We start from the raw sequence: 14,880 nt of genomic DNA on the forward strand, positions 1-14,880 counted from the left end.
CCCTCTCCCAGGGGGAGAGGGGACTGATCGGCGTGGGGCGAGTCACCGGAGTAACTTCGGACGCCCCCTCTCCCTCCGGGAGAGGGCCGGGGTGAGGGTGTCAGTTCAGAGTGAAGCGGGCCCTCTCCCAGGGGGAGAGGGGACTGATCGGCGTGGGGCGAGTCACCGGAGTAACTTCGGACGCCCCTCTCCCTCCGGGAGAGGGCTGGGGTGAGGGTGTCAGTCAGGCGTGGGGCGGACCCTCACCCTAACCCTCTCCCAGGGGGAGAGGGGACTGATCGGCGTGGGGCGAAGCCTGGGATGACTTCGAACGCCCCCTCTCCCTTTGGGAGAGGGCTGGGGTGAGGGTGTCAGTCTGGCGTGGGGCGGACCCTCACCCTAACCCTCTCCCAGGGGGAGAGGGGACTGATGAGCATGGGGCGAAACCTGGGGTGACTTCGGATACCCCCTCTCCCTCCGGGAGAGGGCTGGGGTGAGGGAGCCACCCACTGGAGACCTTCCCCCTCAACCCCGCTTGAGCATCGCCCGCATCGCCGCCAGGGCATCGTTGCCGCGGGCGGCCTTCTGTTCCTGGGGCGCTTCTTCCAGACCTTCCCACTGCAGGTCCTCGGGCGGCAACTCATCCAGGAAGCGACTGGGGGTGCAGTCGATCAGCTCGCCGTACTGCTTGCGCCGGGTGGCATAGGTGAAGGCCAGGGTCTGGCGCGCGCGGGTGATGCCCACGTAGGCCAGGCGGCGCTCCTCCTCGATGGTGTCGGCCTCGATGCTGGAGCGGTGCGGCAGGATCTCCTCCTCCATGCCCATGATGAACACATAGGGGAATTCCAGGCCCTTGGAGGCGTGCAGGGTCATCATCTGCACCCCGTCGGCGCCTTCCTCTTCTTCCTGCTGGCGTTCGAGCATGTCGCGCAGGACCAGCTTGGCGATGGCGTCCTCGATGGTCATCTGGCCGTCTTCATCCTTTTCCAGGATGTTCTTCAAGGCATCCAGGAGGAACCAGACGTTGCCCATACGGAAGTCAGCGACCTTGTCGGAGCTGGCGTTCTGGCGGATCCAGTTCTCGTAGTCGATGTCCATCACCATGCTGCGCAGGGCGCCGATCGGGTCCTCACCCGCGCAATTCTTGCGTACCCCGTCCATCCAGCGCTTGAAGCGCCCCAGGCGCTCGGTGAAGCGGGCGTCCAGGTGCTCACCCAGGCCGATCTCGTCGGCGGCGGCGTACATCGAGCGATCCCGGCTGCCGGCGTAGTTGCCGAGCTTTTCCAGGGTGGTGGAGCCGATTTCCCGGCGCGGCACGTTGATGACCCTGAGGAAGGCGTTGTCGTCGTCCGGATTCACCAGCAGGCGCAGGTAGGACATCACGTCCTTGACCTCCTGGCGGGCGAAGAAGCTGGTGCCGCCGGAGAGTCGATAGGGGATCTGGTGGTGCTGGAGCTTGAGCTCCATCAGCTTGGCCTGGTGGTTGCCGCGATAGAGGATGGCGAAGTCCGCGTAGGGCCGCTGGGTCTTGAGGTGCAGGGTGAGGATCTCCAGCGCGATGCGCTCGGCCTCGCCGTCCTCGTTCTTGCAGCGCAGCACCCGGATCGGATCGCCGTGGCCCATCTCGCTCCAAAGCTGCTTCTCGAACACGTGGGGGTTGTTGGCGATGAGCACGTTGGCGCACTTGAGAATGCGACTGGTGGAGCGGTAGTTCTGCTCCAGCATCACCACCTTGAGCGAGGGGAAGTCGTCCTTGAGCTGCATCAGGTTTTCCGGTCGCGCGCCGCGCCAGGCGTAGATCGACTGGTCGTCATCGCCCACCACGGTGAACTGGGCGCGCTCCTGCACCAGCATCTTCACCAGCAGGTACTGGCTGGTGTTGGTGTCCTGGTATTCGTCCACCAGCATGTAGCGGATGCGATTGCGCCAGCGCTCCAGCACCTCGGGGTGTTCCTGGAACAGCTTCACCGGCATCAGGATGAGGTCGTCGAAATCCACCGCGTTGTAGGCCTTGAGGGTGCGCTGGTAGTGCAGATAGACCACCGCGGCGGTCTGCTCCTTGGGCGTGCGCGCCTTTTCCAGGGCCTCGTCCGGCAGGATGAGGTCGTTCTTCCAGTTGCCGATGTAGTTCTTGATCTCGTCCAGGCCGTCGTCGCCCTGGTATTCCTTCTGCATGATGTCGGTGAGCAGCGCCTTGATGTCGCCCTCGTCGAAGATCGAGAAGCCGGGCTTGTAGCCCAGGTGCGCGTACTCGCGGCGGATGATGTTCAGCCCGAGGTTGTGGAAGGTGGACACGGTCAGGCCGCGGCCTTCGCCGGCCTTGAGCAGGCTGGCCACCCGCGCCTTCATCTCGCGCGCCGCCTTGTTGGTAAAGGTCACGGCGCAGATGTACTGGGCACGGATGCCGCACTGCTGCACAAGGTAGGCGATCTTGCGGGTGATGACGCTGGTCTTGCCGGAGCCGGCACCGGCCAGCACCAGCAGGGGACCGCTGATGTAGGCCACGGCTTCGGCCTGGCGGGGGTTGAGCTTGGACATGGCGGACCGGGGTGACGACGCTGGGCGGGGGATTTTACCAGCGCCGGTCCCCGCGGTCTCAGGGCTTGGGCGGTGGCGCGACGAAGGTCAGCTGGCGCGGATAGCCGTACTTCTCGCCGGGCAGCACGGGGCTATCGAGGAACACGCCCATGCTGCGACCGAATTCGCTGACATGGGTGACGGCATAGTCCTGGCCGTCGGCCAGGCGGACGATGGCGCCCGGCTTGAATTCCTCGCGATTGCGCTCGGTGACCGGGATGGAGATGCCGGCGGCCTTGCGGTAGATGCCCTTGAGCCAGTCCTGGTTGGTGAAATCGTTGATCGGGGTGTTGAAGCGACCCGGCAGGCGCTGCAGATGGCGTCCGGTGCCGGGGGCGTCATCCACCGCCAGGCGTCTGGGATAACCCACGGTCTCGGCGTCCAGCGGCTTGCCCTCGACGAACACCGCCAGGTTGTCGCCGACCCGCTGGACTTCGGTGATGGCGCGCCATTCGCCGTCGCCCAGCTGGACCTGGCGGCCGCTGATGAAGCCTTCGACGTTGGCCGGGGTAGCCGGAATGGTCAGACCGGCCACCCGGCGCAGGACGCCGCGATCCCAGTCTTCGTTGCTGAAATCGTTGATGGAGCTGGACAGCAGCGGCTGGGTGAGCGGAGCGCTGTGCGCCGGCTTGGCGACCTGGGCATGGGCCAGCGGCAGACCCAGGCAGCAGGCGCAGAGCAGCAGGAGGGAGCGGGCCAGGCAGGTGGGCATAGGGGTCATCCTTAACGCAGGTTTCTTGTTGGTCCCGGGCCGGGAGTGGGCGATAGACCCCTGATGTCTCCCGACGTTTGGCGAGCGCGTCGCCAAGCGGCAATTTTTTACCCGCGCGGCGCCGAACGGCAAGGGCTGCGTTACCCTGGGGCTTTTCCCGCCGGAGTCCCTCCATGAATTCGACCCTTGCCGCCGTCCCCCTGGCCAAGGCCTATCGGCTGCTCAACCACGGTCCCACGGTGCTGGTCAGCGCCGCCCATGCCGGTCGGCGCAACGTCATGGCCGCGGCCTGGGCGATGGCGGTGGATTTCGAACCGGGCAAGGTGGCGGTGGTGCTGGACAAGCAGACCTGGACCCGCGAACTGCTGGAGGCCGAGGGCAGCTTCGTGCTCAGCGTGCCCTGCACCGCCCAGGTGGATCTGGTGCAGACGGTGGGCAACACCAGCGGCCGCGAGCTGGACAAGTTCGCCGCCTACGGCATCGAGACGCTGGCGGGCGAACAGGTCAGCGCGCCGCTGATCGCCGGCTGCGTGGCCTGGCTGGAATGCCGGCTGCTGCCCGAGGCGCACAATCAGCAGGACTACGACCTGTTTCTCGGCGAGGTGGTCGCCGCCCGGGCCGATACCCGGGTGTTTCGCGAGGGGCGCTGGGATTTTCGCGGCCAGGACGGCCTGCGCACCCTGCACCACGTCGCCGGCGGCCATTTCCTGGTGATCGGCGACGGCATCCAGGGGCAGCTGTTGACGCCCAAGGTCTGAACCCGACGACGCCAGCGCCTGGCGTCGTCGCGAGCAGGGTCAGACGCGGAAGCGCGCGACCATCTGCTGCAGATCGCCGCCCAGGCGGGCCAGCTCGTTGACCGAGGCGGCGGCATGGGCGTTGGCAGTGGCCGATTCCTCGGCCAGGCCGCTGACCTTGACCACGTTGCCGTTGATCTCCTCGGCCACCAGGCTCTGCTCTTCCACCGCGGTGGCGATCTGCTGATTGAGACTCTGGATCTCCGCCACCGCCTGGTAGATGACCTCCAGGGCGCGCTCGGCGTCCTGGGCCAAGGTCACGGTGCCCAGGGTGCGGTCGCGACTGGCCTGCATCCGCGCACTGGCTTCGGTGGTGCCCTGCTGCAGGGTGGCGATGAGTTCGCCGATTTCCTGGGTGGACTCCTGGGTCCGTTGCGCCAGAGAGCGGACCTCGTCGGCCACCACGGCGAAGCCGCGGCCCTGTTCGCCGGCGCGGGCGGCCTCGATGGCGGCGTTGAGCGCCAGCAGGTTGGTCTGCTCGGCGATCGCCTTGATCACGTCGATGACGCTGCCGATGCGGCCGCTGGCACTGTCCAGGCGCTCCATGGCATCGCCCAGGCCCTGCACCTCTTCGGCGGCCAGGGTGATTTCCTCGGCCGCGCGCTTGACCGTGCGGCTGCCTTCGCGGGCCATGCTGTCGGCGTTCTGCGCGGCGCTGGAGGCGTTGGCGGTGTTTTGCGCCACGTTGTGCACCGTGGCCGCCATCTCGTTCATGGCGGTGGCCACCTGCTGCATCTCGTCGCGCTGCTGGGTGACGCCGCGGCTGGTCTGGACGCCAAAGGCCGAGAGTTCGTCGGCCGCGCTGCTGAGCTGCCCCACACCATTGGCGATGCCCCCGACCAACTGACGCAGGTCATCGGCCATGGCCTGGGTGGTGCGTTGCAGTTCGCCCAGCTCGTCGCGGCGGCTCACCTCGTTGCGCTGGGTGAGATCGCCGGCGGCGACGCGCTTGAGCATGGCCATGGCGGTTGCCAGCGGCTGGGTGATCTGGCGGGTGATCAGCCAGGCGGCGGCGATGCCGATCAGCAGGGCGATCAGGCTGCTCAGCAGCAGCTTGAGCAGGGCGGCCTGGCGCTCGGCGGCGGCGGACTTGAGCTGACCCTCGCCCAGCTGATCCAGCAACTGCACCAGCTTGTTGCCCTGCTCCTGCAGACTGGCGACGGCGGCCTGGGCCTGACGGTTCTGGGCGACGATGGATTCGAAGAAGGCGCGATAGCGGGTCACGTCCTGGGTGGCGCTGTAGAGGCGGGCGGCGGTGTCGCCGTCGATCTGCTTCTGAGCAGTGGCCAGCGTCTTGAGCAGCTCGTCGATGACCTTGAGGGTCGCCTGGGACTTGCTGTCATCCGGGGTACCGAGGAAGCGACGGATGGCCAGACGCACACCGACCATCTGCGCCTTCATCTCGGCCAAGGCCTTGAGGTCGGCGGTGCTGTAGCTGCCACCCGGGGCAAAGACCAGCTCGAACAGCTGATCGAGGGTCTCGGTAACGGTGTCGGAAACCTGGGTCAGTTCCTTCTGCGCCCCGGCGCTGGTTTGGTTGGCCTGCTGCAGGGCGGCGAAGCGCTCCTGATAGGTTTTCATCTCCCGCTGGATATCCTGCAGGATGGCGACGTTGGCCGGGTTGGTCAGCAGGCTGAGGCCCTTGCCGATGTCTTCCGTCACGCCAGCCAGGGTGGCCTGTTGCCGGGTGGCATTGGCGGCGCTGGGATCGAGCAGATAGGCCTTTTCGTCGATCCTGACGCTGAGGACATCCGCCTTGAGCTGACCGCTGTAGCGCGTCTTGTTGATGCGCTCGAGCAGGGTATTGGCGGTGAAATAGCCGAACAGGGCCACCACCGTCACCATGACCAGCAGGGCGCCGAAGCCCAGGGCCAGCTTCTTGGAAATGCCGAGATTGCTCAGCCAGGAGGCTTTGGATACAGACATGGGGATTCCGGAAGAGAGTACGAAGACCCCCTTCATCGGCTGTCCCGATCGATACTTGAAAGCCGCACGTCAGAGCCGCCTGGTTGGCGGCTCCGGAACCGACGGCCGGTTCGCTGTGGGTTCCGAATCGGCCGGATTCAGGCGGTTTCGCGCGTGTTCACCGGCACGGGCAACTCCAGCTCCAGCACCGAAATCAGCGCATTCTGCTGACGCTCGTTGAGCTGGCGAAAGCGCTGCAGCAGCAGTTGCTCGCTGGCATTGAGCAACTCGTCGTCCGCGTCGACCTGCTGCTGTTCCAGGACCCCGTCCTGCACCAGGCTGCGTTCCAGCCAGGCGACGATCTCGGTGTTCATGCTGTGGCGATGGGAGCGGGCCACGGCGGCGATGCGTTCACGCATTCCATCGGGCAGGCGGACGACGAACTTTTCCGTGGGAATACCAGCGGGAGCGCGGTGGACGTAGGGCATGGAGGACCTCCAAGACGAATGGACTGACGTCAAAGCGCCGACAACAGCAGTCGACCGGCGAAGAAAACCAGCACCAGGCCCATGGTTCGTTCGAACCAGTGGCCCAGGCGCAGGAAGGTCTGGCGAACGCGCGGACTGGAGAACAGCAGGCTGACCAGGGCGAACCAGCCGGCGTTGACCGCGCACATCCACAGGCCATAGAGGCCCTGGACGGTCAGTGGCGTACTGCCGCTGACCACGGTGGTGAAGATGGCCAGGAAGAACAGGGTGGCCTTGGGATTGGTGGCATTGGTCAGGAAGCCGGTGAGGAAGGCCTTGCCGGGCGACTGCCGTTGCAGATCGGCCTGCTGCCACTGGCTGTCGTCCAGCGGTGCGGCGGTGGGCTTGCTGCGGATCAGGTTGAAGCCCAGCCAGAGGATGTAGGCGCCGCCGACCACCTTGGCGACGCCCAGCAGCCAGGGCGTGGCGTGCATCAGGGCACCGATGCCGAGCAGGGTGTAGAGCACGTGCACCGAGATGCCGGCGCCGATGCCCAGGGCGGTACAGAGGCCGATCAGGCGGCCGAATCTCACGCTCTGGCGCACGGTCACGGCGAAATCCGGACCGGGCGCCAGCACGGCGAGGAAGTGGATGGTCGCCAGGGCGAGGAATTCGCTCAGGTAGGGGGACATGTCAGCTCCAGTACGTGAGGGGTTCGGCCGCCCCGCGATAGCCGACGAAGCACGACAGCGACAGGCGCGGCTGGTCGTTGCCGGGGGTCACGGCGTGCATGCGGCGGGAATTGAAGAGGATCAGATCGCCCGGTTCGGGGCGGATGGTCAGGCAGGGCGGGCCGAGGCGGTCGGGTTCGATGCCGTAGCTGTCGCCGCGCATGGCGTCGAAGGCCTCCGGCGAAAGCTCGCGCGACCAGAGCTGCAGTTCGCCGCCGACACTGGGCATGGTCAGGTAGACGTTGCAGGCCAGCTGGGCGACCAGACTTTCGGCTTCCTCGCTGCCCGGCGCGTCCTTGGCGAAGATGTCGTGGTGGGCGAGAAAGCGCACCCCCGGCTTCACCACCCGCGACAGGCCGACGTACATCTTGCGGCCCCAGAGGGTCTGCAGGCGGGCCCCGGCCGGCCAGACCTCGTCGAGGGTGCAGCGCACCAGGTCGATGGGATTGAGGTAGGGGCGGCAGCGGCGGCGCAATTCTTCCAGGTTGCTGGTGACGCTGGCGAAGTAGTCGTCCATCTGCGCGCGCTGGTGCTCCGCCTCGTAGAAGGCCATGCCGATGCGGCCGATGCTGGGGGCGTTGGTGTAGGTGGCGAAGCCGTTGCCGAGGATCTGCTGGCCGAGGTCGTCGGCCAGCGGACGCGGCACGAAGTGGCGCACGCGCACGGCCAGCAGGCGTTCATCGGTGAGACGGAGCAGACTCTCGGTGTCGAGAGCGTCGAGTTCGAGCAGCATGGCGCTTCCTTTCTGCGGGTGAGGTGAGCGGTTGATCAGGCGCCAGCCATGTCGTAGCTCACCAGCAGGCGTCCCTTCTTTTCCTTGACGCCCAGGGCGCTCAGGGCACCGACCGCGCGCAGGGAGCGCACGTGGGTTCCGCCGCAGGCATAGCGCGCCACGTCCTCGCCAAAGCGCACCTGGCGCTGGCCATCGGCCTGCACCTCGATCTGCAGCGGCAGGTCTTCTTCCACCAGGGCGTCGAAGTGCGCCTGCAAGGATTCGACGTCCAGGGCGCAGGTATCCTCGCCCGGAATGAATTCGATGCGGCCTTCACCCGGCCAGTGATGGGCCTTGACCGGTACCCAGCCATGGGTCTCGCCGATGTGACCGAGCAGATGCCCGGCCGAGTGCAGCCGCGAATGCAGCTGGCGCCGGCCTTCGTCGACCCGGGCCAGCACACGGCCGGGCGTCAGCGGGCGGGTGGTGTGGTGCAGGATACGGTCGCCGTCCTGGACCACCCGGGTCACCTCGGCGGTGCCGATCCAGCCGGTGTCGCTGGGCTGGCCGCCGCCCTGGGGATGGAAGGGCGTGGCCAGCAATTCGACGACATAACCGTCCTCGGCGGCGCTACAGGCGTGGACCTCGACCTCGGCGATCAGGCTGTCGCTCAGGAAATACAGGCGCTCGGTCATACGTCTACTACCTAGAAAACGAGAAACATCCTCATTCTAAAGAGCGCACGCAAGGGTGATAATCCACCCTCCCTCCAAAGGAATTTTGCGCTGTGAGCATAAATCTTCCCCTGCCGCTGCTCAGCGAGATGGCCATCTTCGTGCGGGTGGTGGAGAGCGGCAGCTTCTCTGCGGCGGCCCGTCAGCTGGGTCTGACCCCATCCTCCACCAGTCGCAGCGTGGCGCGCCTGGAGAAGGCTTTGGGCACCCGGCTGCTCAATCGCAGTACGCGCAAGCTGCGCCTGTCGGAGGCGGGGGAGGAGGTCTATCGGCGCTGCAGCGACATGGTCGGCGCCGCGCGGGCGGTGCTGGAGGTCAGTGGCCAGTTCAACCAGGCGCCGGCCGGCATCGTCCGGCTGTCGGTGCCCAAGGCGGTGGGGAGCACGGTGATCCATCCGCACATGGCCGACTTCCTGCGCCGCTATCCGGCGGTGGACGTGCAGTTGCTGCTGGAAGACCGCTATGTCGATCTGATCGACGAGAACGTCGACCTGGCCATCCGCATCACCGATCGGCCGCCGCCCGGGCTGGTGGGTCGTCAGCTGCTGACCATCGAGCACCTGCTCTGCGCCACGCCGCAGTACCTGGCCGAGCACGGTCAGCCCGCCCATCCCCGCGATCTGGCCGGGCACAGCTGCATCTACCTGGCGGAGGAACCGGCCGATTCGCGCTGGAAGTTTCGCCAGGGCGCCAAGGTGGTCCACGTCAATGTGCGCGGTCGCTATGCCGCCAATCACACCGGGGTGCGCCTGGACGCGGTGCTCAACCACATCGGCATCGGCAGCCTGCCCCTGTTCACCGCCCAGGCGGCCCTGGCCCGTGGCGAGATCATCCAGGTGCTGCCGGAGTGGTCCTTTCTGCCGCACTACCACGGCGGCGCCTGGCTGCTCTATCCGGCGACGCGCCACCTGCCGCCCAAGCTCAAGGTGTTCATCGACTTCCTGGTCGAGCGCCTGGGCGATCAGGCCCTGCGCCCGGGGCAGGGCGCAGCGGCGCTGCCCGAGCAGCGCTTCCAGGAACTGACCATCGGCAGCTAGCCGCTGCCGGTCGCCAAGCGTGATGCTTTTCACAAGTCCTGTTACAACTGGCATCATTAGGTGAAACGATTCACCTAACGTTTCTCTGCCTGCCGCATCGCGCTTTTCCCTGGGCCATGCTCCCCCACGGCCCGCCCGCGCGGGTGGATCAGGTCGCCGCCGCGATCCTTGCCCTGGCAAAACAAGAAAGGATTTCCCCATGCTCGCTTCATCACCCTCGCTCGCCGCACCCGTGGCGGCCACCCCGCGCAAGGGGCTGGTCGTGCTCATCGCCGTGATCGCCGCCCTCGGTGGACTGCTGTTCGGCTACGACACCGGCATCATCGGCGTCGCCCTGCTCGGCCTCGGCCGCGAATTCGCCATGGACGACACCGTCAAGCAACTGGTGACCGGCGCCATCATCTTTGGCGCCCTGTTCGGTTGCCTCGGCACCGGCCCGATCTCCGACCGCCTCGGCCGCCGCAAGACCATCATCGGCGTGGCCCTGGTGTTCGCCCTGGGCTCGGTGCTCTCGGCGCTGTCGCCCAACGTCACCTTGCTGATCCTGTCGCGCTTCCTGCTCGGCCTGTCGGCCGGCAGCTCCACCCAGATCATCCCGGTGTACATCGCCGAGGTGGCGCCGCCGGAGCACCGCGGCAAGCTGGTGGTGCTGTTCCAGTTCATGGTGGTGTTCGGCATCACCGTGGCCTATTTCACCGGCTTCGCCCTGGACGAACACTGGCGCTGGATGTTCGGCCTCGGCCTGGTGCCCGCGCTGATCCTGCTGGCGGGCATGGCGGTACTGCCGGAGAGTCCGCGCTGGCTGCTGGTCAAGGGTCGCGAGGGCGACGCCCTGGCGGTACTGGAACGGGTTCGTGGCGGCGCCGCTGCCGCCCAGGCCGAACTGGCCGAGATCAAGACCGTGAGCAACGCCCCGGAAGGCAACTGGAGTGACCTCTTCTCGCCCTGGGTCCGTCCGGCCCTGCTGGTGGGCGCCGGCATCGCCATGTTCTCGCAGATCACCGGCAACAATGCCCTGATCTACTACGCACCCACCATCCTCACCCAGGCCGGTTTCTCCGACCAGACCGCGGTGCTGGCCACCGGCTGCAGCACCATCCTGGTGGTGATCATGACCGTGGTCGGCAGCTTCCTGGTGGATCGCATCGGTCGTCGCCGCTACCTGCTGACGCTGATTCCCGGCTCCATCATCGCCCTGGCGATCATGGGCTACCTGTTCCAGGGCGCCGGTCCCCAGACCGATGTCGAACGCTGGACGGTGGTGGCCTGCCTGGCCGCCTACCTGATGCTCAACTGCGGCGGTTTCGGCGTCTGCATCTGGCTGATCAACGCCGAGGTCTATCCGCTGTTCGTGCGCGGCAAGGGCGCCAGCGTCGGCGCCTTCAGCCACTGGGGCTTCGACCTGCTGGTGACCCTCACTACCCTGAGCCTGGTGACCAAGCTGGGCGCCGCCCATACCTTCTGGCTCTATGCCGGGATTTCCCTGGTGGCGCTGCTGTTCATCTGGCGCCTGGTGCCGGAGACCAAGGGCAAGAGCCTGGAGCAGATCGAGCACGACCTGCGCGAGCGGCGCTTCTTCCCCTATCAGCGGAAAGGCTGAACGCAGCTTCCGGTGCCAGGTCGCAACAGGAGCGGAGATAGAACTCCGCTCCTGTTCGCCTGTGCCGGAGTCCTGCCATGCGCCCCCTCACCCTCGACCTCGATCTGCTGGCTGCCGCTCTGGACAGCCGGGAGCGAGGCACCCACTTCCTCGACCTTGCCAGCGGCGCCCTGCGCCTGCTCGATCCGGACGATCTCAGTCTGGAAGAACGCGAGGAGCTGGAAGATCCCGAACGCTACCTGCCGCTGCCGCGCCTGACCCAGGACGATCGCCTGGAACTGCGCGAAGCCTTTCTGCACCAGTTGCGCCATCCCCACGCCCAGCCCTTGCTGCGCGCGGCCCTGGAGAGTCGGCGACCGATCCGCACCTTCGACTACGAACTGGAGCTCTTCCCCTCGGTGCGCGAGGCCTGGCAGGCCTTCGCCCTGAGTCGCCTCAAGGAGGAGGTGCTGGTGCTGCTGGACGAAGCCGGCCTGGAAGCCCTGCCGGCGGACGGGCGGATGCCGCTGCCGGACGATGTCCCCGAGGGCATCCGGCGACGGCTGGAGAAGGGGCGGAGCTAGGGCCTAGTTGTGCCCGTGGCGATAGAGCTTGAGCTCCACCATCAGGTCGTCGGTGAGGGTTTCCAGGTGGGCCTGCAGCGCCTCGAGTTCGAGGTCCGCTGGGAGCGCCAGCAGGGCGGTGGCGTGGAACAGCACCTCGCTGCTCATGGGTGCCGGGCGGGTCTCGGTGGACAGGCGTTCGACGTTTACCCCGACCTGGTGCAGCGCCCGGGTGATGTCGCGGACTATGCCGACCCGGTCGTTGCCCAGGAGATCCAGCTGCACCAGAGGCGCACCCACCGGCGCCGGCTGGCCGGGTTCGCCGACCAGGATGCGCAGGCCGGGAATGGCCAGCTGCTGCAGCGTCTCCACCAGGCCATTGCGCAATTCCGGTTCCACTTCCACCGAAAGGATGCCGGCGAACTGGCCGGCCAGGTGGGCCATACGGCTTTCCAGCCAGTTGCCGCCCTGGGCGGCCACGCAGTCGGCCAGGGCTTCCACCAGACCGGGGCGATCGGGGGCGATGACGGTCAGGACCAGGTGTTCCATGGCGGGCTCCAGGGCGGGCTGAGGGAGTCCCCAGTCTAGCCCGCCCGATCGCCGCGGGCCTACTGGATGTCTTCGGGCTTGACGATCACCCAGTGCTTGTCCGCATTCACCGCCACCCCGGCCTTGGCCTGGCCCTCGGCGTTGCTCTTCATCATCGCCTCGATCTGGGTGCGGTACTTGGACTTGCGGTCGATCCACAGGTGGATGCCGTTCTTGGCGGCGTCCACGCCCTGGAACAGCATGGGGCCGTCGCTGACCGGGGTGTCGCCGCCGACCAGGATGGGTTTCTTCCAGGGATCTATGTAGGTGAGGATGGCCGCGTACTTGCCGGCGAACCAGGTGGCCGGGGTCCAGAGGTAGGGCGTGACCTGCAGCTTCAGGTTGGCCTGGGGATCGTACTTGCCTTCGGCGATCTGCTTGCGGGCGGTGGTCAGGGCGCCGGTGGCCGGGTCCTTGAGCAGGGTGGTGACGCCAATGACGTTTTCCGGTTTCACGCCGTAGCCGTAGCGCGGATCGGACGCCACCATGCGCACCAGCTCCTCATGGGCGGCACTGATCACATAGACCTCGATGCCGTTCTCCATCAGCTTGTGATAGAGCTCCTGCTGGCCGGTGAAGGGCTTGGGCGGATTGATCTCCACCGTCTCCACCTTGTCGTCCTTGCCGTAGTAGGTGGCGGGGATCGGCTTGCCGTAGGCCATCAGCTCGTCGACGTAGCCCTTGAGTTGCTGCAGGGTGAAGCCGGAAAACACCTGGGCGACCCAGGGGTAGCAGACCAGGTCGTCGACCTCGCACAGCCGGTAGTAGTAGCTGTTGAGACTTTCCTTGTGGCCACCGACATCCTTGAAGGGAATCAGCTTGAGCGAAGGGTCGAGAGTGTCGCGGGTCAGCACGCCCTTCATCTCCAGGAAGGGCAGCAGGGCCTCTTCCAGGTCGTAGCGATAGCTGGTGTTGTCCATGTCGAACACCGCGTAGTTGCCCTGGTTGGCATTGGCGGCGATCAGGGCGTCGAGCTGGCGGGCGGCATCGGCCGGCCAGTGGGCCAGCTCGGTGGCGGCAGCGGTGAGGCTGAGCAGACCGCCGGCCAGGCCGGCGAGAAGGCGGGGAAGGGTGGGCATCGGCGGACTCCGGCACGGCGACCGCGGTATGCGGTCATCTGGTCTAGACCATAACAAAAGGTCATGACAGTTCGATGCGCGGAGCGACCTGGGTGGACGCGAGAGCGGCAGGACCTGCCGCTCTGCGACAGGGCTGTCAGGCCGTGACGGTCTTGAAGCGCGGCTCGGTGTTGCCCTTGAACAGGGTCAGGGTCGCGACCAGGCCGAGGACGGCCGCTACGGTCAGCCACATGCCCGGGGCGGCCTTGTTGCCGGTCTCCTGGATCAGCCAGGTGCAGACCATCGGGGTGAAGCCGCCAAAGGTCGCGGTGGCCAGGCTGTAGGCCAGGGAGAAGCCGGTGGTGCGCACATGGGCCGGCATCACCTCGGTCAGGGCTACCACCATGCCACCGTTATAGGTGCCATAGAGGAAGGACAGCCACAGCTCGACCATCAGCAGGCGCGAGAAGCCCGGGGCGTGGGTCAGCCAGATCATCGCCGGGTAGGCGGTGAGGATGGCCAGTACGGTGGCGAAGATCAGCAACGGACGGCGGCCGATGCGATCGCTCAGGGCGCCCATCACCGGCAGCCAGATGAAGTTGGAAACACCCACGCAGGCGGTGACGATCAGGCTGTCCAGCGCGGTCAGGTTCAGCTCGTGCTTGCCGAAGGTCGGGGTGTAGGCGGTGATCAGGTAGAAGGAGGCGGTGGTCATGGAGACCATGGCTACGCCTGCCAGCACCACGCCGAAGTTCTGGCGGATGGAGGTCATGGTTTCGCCGAAGGTCGGGCGATGCTTGCGCGCCTCGAATTCCGGGCTCTCTTCCAGGGAACGACGGATGATGAACAGGAAGGGCACGATCAGGCAGCCGATCAGGAAGGGGATGCGCCAGCCCCATTCACCCATTTCGGCGGGCGACAGCCAGTGGTTGAGCAGCGCGCCCAGCACGCCGGCGAAGACCACCGCGACCTGCTGGCTGGCGGACTGCCAGGAAACGAAGAAGCCCTTGCGGCCGGGGGTGGCGATCTCCGACAGGTAGACGGACACGCCGCCCAGTTCGACACCGGCGGAGAAGCCCTGCAGCAGGCGGCCGAGCAGCACCAGCAGCGGTGCGGCGACACCCAGGGTGGCATAGCCCGGCACCACGGCGATCAGCAGGGTACCCAGGGCCATCAGCGCCAGGGTGACGATCAGGCCGTGGCGACGGCCGTGCTTGTCGATGTAGGCGCCGAGGAAGATCGCCCCCAGGGGGCGCATCAGGAAGCCGGCGCCGAAGGTGGCCAGCGACAGCATCAGGGAGGCGAGTTCGTTATCGCCGGGAAAGAACGTCTTGGCGATGGCCGTGGCATAGAAGCCATAGACCATGAAGTCGTACATTTCGAGGAAGTTTCCGCTGACGACGCGGAAGATGGATTTGGCTTTCGAGGTGGTGGCCATGAC

General features: G+C 66.6%; 14 protein-coding genes. 4 read left to right on the top strand and 10 right to left on the bottom strand.

The features are described from left to right. Positions 1 to 504 precede the first annotated feature (504 nt). Positions 505 to 2,517, bottom strand: a complete 2,013-nt coding sequence (gene rep / locus DBY63_RS14100; protein WP_027597433.1) for a DNA helicase Rep — start codon at positions 2,515 to 2,517, stop codon at positions 505 to 507. Positions 2,518 to 2,575: 58 nt separating this feature from the next. Then, entirely contained in the window at positions 2,576 to 3,268 is a 693-nt protein-coding gene (locus tag DBY63_RS14105; protein WP_027600665.1) for a hypothetical protein, read from the bottom strand. Between the two features lie 173 nt (positions 3,269 to 3,441). Here DBY63_RS14105 and DBY63_RS14110 point away from each other — a divergent pair, with 173 nt between their 5' ends. After that, complete coding sequence (locus tag DBY63_RS14110; protein WP_108581626.1) at positions 3,442 to 4,026, top strand: flavin reductase family protein; 585 nt, start codon at positions 3,442 to 3,444, stop codon at positions 4,024 to 4,026. A gap of 39 nt (positions 4,027 to 4,065) precedes the next feature. On the opposite strand, the gene DBY63_RS14115 is transcribed toward DBY63_RS14110, so the two are convergent. The 5 genes from DBY63_RS14115 to DBY63_RS14135 form a co-directional block, all read right to left on the bottom strand. Then, entirely contained in the window at positions 4,066 to 5,991 is a 1,926-nt protein-coding gene (locus DBY63_RS14115) for a methyl-accepting chemotaxis protein (RefSeq protein WP_042134594.1), read from the bottom strand. A gap of 137 nt (positions 5,992 to 6,128) precedes the next feature. Next, positions 6,129 to 6,458, bottom strand: a complete 330-nt coding sequence (locus DBY63_RS14120; RefSeq protein ID WP_042134592.1) for an Arc family DNA-binding protein — start codon at positions 6,456 to 6,458, stop codon at positions 6,129 to 6,131. Positions 6,459 to 6,487: 29 nt separating this feature from the next. Next, complete coding sequence (locus tag DBY63_RS14125) at positions 6,488 to 7,129, bottom strand: LysE family transporter (RefSeq protein ID WP_027597438.1); 642 nt, start codon at positions 7,127 to 7,129, stop codon at positions 6,488 to 6,490. Position 7,130: 1 nt separating this feature from the next. Then, positions 7,131 to 7,901 carry a 2OG-Fe(II) oxygenase gene (locus DBY63_RS14130; protein WP_007159850.1) on the bottom strand — a complete coding sequence of 257 codons (771 nt, stop codon included), beginning with the start codon at positions 7,899 to 7,901 and terminating at the stop codon, positions 7,131 to 7,133. 35 nt (positions 7,902 to 7,936) lie between these two features. Then, positions 7,937 to 8,575 carry an alanyl-tRNA editing protein gene (locus tag DBY63_RS14135; RefSeq protein ID WP_108581625.1) on the bottom strand — a complete coding sequence of 213 codons (639 nt, stop codon included), beginning with the start codon at positions 8,573 to 8,575 and terminating at the stop codon, positions 7,937 to 7,939. A gap of 92 nt (positions 8,576 to 8,667) precedes the next feature. Here DBY63_RS14135 and DBY63_RS14140 point away from each other — a divergent pair, with 92 nt between their 5' ends. The 3 genes from DBY63_RS14140 to DBY63_RS14150 all read left to right on the top strand — a co-directional run bounded on the left by DBY63_RS14140 (position 8,668) and on the right by DBY63_RS14150 (position 11,814). After that, the gene (locus tag DBY63_RS14140; RefSeq protein WP_007159848.1) at positions 8,668 to 9,651 is read left to right on the top strand and encodes a LysR family transcriptional regulator; all 984 of its coding nucleotides are present in this window, start codon (positions 8,668 to 8,670) and stop codon (positions 9,649 to 9,651) included. Positions 9,652 to 9,850: 199 nt separating this feature from the next. Continuing rightward, the gene (locus DBY63_RS14145) at positions 9,851 to 11,251 is read left to right on the top strand and encodes a sugar porter family MFS transporter (protein WP_037006622.1); all 1,401 of its coding nucleotides are present in this window, start codon (positions 9,851 to 9,853) and stop codon (positions 11,249 to 11,251) included. A gap of 77 nt (positions 11,252 to 11,328) precedes the next feature. Next, the gene (locus tag DBY63_RS14150; protein ID WP_027597441.1) at positions 11,329 to 11,814 is read left to right on the top strand and encodes a UPF0158 family protein; all 486 of its coding nucleotides are present in this window, start codon (positions 11,329 to 11,331) and stop codon (positions 11,812 to 11,814) included. Positions 11,815 to 11,817: 3 nt separating this feature from the next. Here the strand turns inward: DBY63_RS14150 and DBY63_RS14155 are convergent, their stop codons facing one another. From DBY63_RS14155 to DBY63_RS14165, 3 genes are all read right to left on the bottom strand, one after another. After that, positions 11,818 to 12,342 (bottom strand): ACT domain-containing protein, encoded by a 525-nt coding sequence (locus DBY63_RS14155; protein ID WP_108581624.1) that lies wholly within the window; start codon positions 12,340 to 12,342, stop codon positions 11,818 to 11,820. Positions 12,343 to 12,401: 59 nt separating this feature from the next. After that, complete coding sequence (locus DBY63_RS14160) at positions 12,402 to 13,460, bottom strand: phosphorylcholine phosphatase (RefSeq protein ID WP_108581623.1); 1,059 nt, start codon at positions 13,458 to 13,460, stop codon at positions 12,402 to 12,404. Positions 13,461 to 13,596: 136 nt separating this feature from the next. Then, on the bottom strand, positions 13,597 to 14,877 hold the full coding sequence (locus DBY63_RS14165) for an MFS transporter (protein ID WP_027597444.1): 1,281 nt from the start codon (positions 14,875 to 14,877) through the stop codon (positions 13,597 to 13,599). Between the last annotated feature and the right edge of the window lie 3 nt (positions 14,878 to 14,880).

Origin of the sequence: Pseudomonas sp. RIT411 (genome assembly GCF_003057735.2) — a bacterium.
GTDB lineage: Bacteria > Pseudomonadota > Gammaproteobacteria > Pseudomonadales > Pseudomonadaceae > Chryseomonas > Chryseomonas oryzihabitans.

Excerpts from the sequence above, each read along its gene's own strand:
- rep (WP_027597433.1), bottom strand. The coding sequence starts at position 2,517 with ATGTCCAAGCTCAACCCCCGCCAGGCCGAAGCCGTGGCCTACATCAGC.
- DBY63_RS14105 (WP_027600665.1), bottom strand. The coding sequence starts at position 3,268 with ATGCCCACCTGCCTGGCCCGCTCCCTCCTGCTGCTCTGCGCCTGCTGC.
- DBY63_RS14110 (WP_108581626.1), top strand. The coding sequence starts at position 3,442 with ATGAATTCGACCCTTGCCGCCGTCCCCCTGGCCAAGGCCTATCGGCTG.
- DBY63_RS14115 (WP_042134594.1), bottom strand. The coding sequence starts at position 5,991 with ATGTCTGTATCCAAAGCCTCCTGGCTGAGCAATCTCGGCATTTCCAAG.
- DBY63_RS14120 (WP_042134592.1), bottom strand. The coding sequence starts at position 6,458 with ATGCCCTACGTCCACCGCGCTCCCGCTGGTATTCCCACGGAAAAGTTC.
- DBY63_RS14125 (WP_027597438.1), bottom strand. The coding sequence starts at position 7,129 with ATGTCCCCCTACCTGAGCGAATTCCTCGCCCTGGCGACCATCCACTTC.
- DBY63_RS14130 (WP_007159850.1), bottom strand. The coding sequence starts at position 7,901 with ATGCTGCTCGAACTCGACGCTCTCGACACCGAGAGTCTGCTCCGTCTC.
- DBY63_RS14135 (WP_108581625.1), bottom strand. The coding sequence starts at position 8,575 with ATGACCGAGCGCCTGTATTTCCTGAGCGACAGCCTGATCGCCGAGGTC.
- DBY63_RS14145 (WP_037006622.1), top strand. The coding sequence starts at position 9,851 with ATGCTCGCTTCATCACCCTCGCTCGCCGCACCCGTGGCGGCCACCCCG.
- DBY63_RS14150 (WP_027597441.1), top strand. The coding sequence starts at position 11,329 with ATGCGCCCCCTCACCCTCGACCTCGATCTGCTGGCTGCCGCTCTGGAC.
- DBY63_RS14155 (WP_108581624.1), bottom strand. The coding sequence starts at position 12,342 with ATGGAACACCTGGTCCTGACCGTCATCGCCCCCGATCGCCCCGGTCTG.
- DBY63_RS14160 (WP_108581623.1), bottom strand. The coding sequence starts at position 13,460 with ATGCCCACCCTTCCCCGCCTTCTCGCCGGCCTGGCCGGCGGTCTGCTC.
- DBY63_RS14165 (WP_027597444.1), bottom strand. The coding sequence starts at position 14,877 with ATGGCCACCACCTCGAAAGCCAAATCCATCTTCCGCGTCGTCAGCGGA.